This window comes from Alcanivorax sp. HI0083, from assembly GCF_001635175.1.
Window position 1 is genome coordinate 1 of sequence record NZ_LWFX01001714.1, and the last position, 529, is coordinate 529.

General features: G+C 57.7%; 1 protein-coding gene. It reads left to right on the forward strand.

Features of this window, described 5'->3' with window-relative positions; all coding sequences use genetic code 11:
* Positions 1-333: 333 nt before the first annotated feature.
* Positions 334-519: a lipoprotein gene (locus A3754_RS25010; protein ID WP_063519237.1), complete on the forward strand. Its 186-nt coding sequence runs from the start codon at positions 334-336 to the stop codon at positions 517-519.
* Positions 520-529 lie beyond the last annotated feature (10 nt).

The window sequence follows — 529 nt, forward strand, 5'->3', positions numbered from 1 at the left end:
TAACAATGCTTCCAGGCGCGCAACATCCAAACGTGAAACGGTAATGGCCGGTAACGCCATGGCTTTCTCCTTACAGGGTCAATCATTCAGAAATGCCCCGCGCATACACGCCCGCCCGCATGCCGGGGTATCCAGGCGCAGGCAGGGCAAGTACGAGTGAAGGGGCGAAAAGATCAGCAGAAATGTGTCCACGCGGGGCAGACTATTCACTGATAGTAAACCGGACCGCTTTTTTCTCAAGCGGCGTTATCGGACACCCAAACCGCAGCGGCACGCAGGCTGCCATTGCAGTACCGAACCGTTATACTCCCCCTCCAGCAAACGGAGTATCCCATGCGCCCATTCAGCCTGTTACTGTTCCTGCTACTGGCCGCCTGCGGCCAGAAAGGTCCGTTGTATTTTGACCAGGAACGCAGCGCAACCGCACCGGCCAGCGACGCGCAACCGGCGCAGCCCGATGCAAAAGACAGTGAAGACACCCAAGACGAAGACGACGCCAACGCGTCCGGACAGGAATAATCATGGATCC

Coding starts and splice junctions, on each gene's coding strand:
- A3754_RS25010 (WP_063519237.1), top strand. CDS start 334: ATGCGCCCATTCAGCCTGTTACTGTTCCTGCTACTGGCCGCCTGCGGC.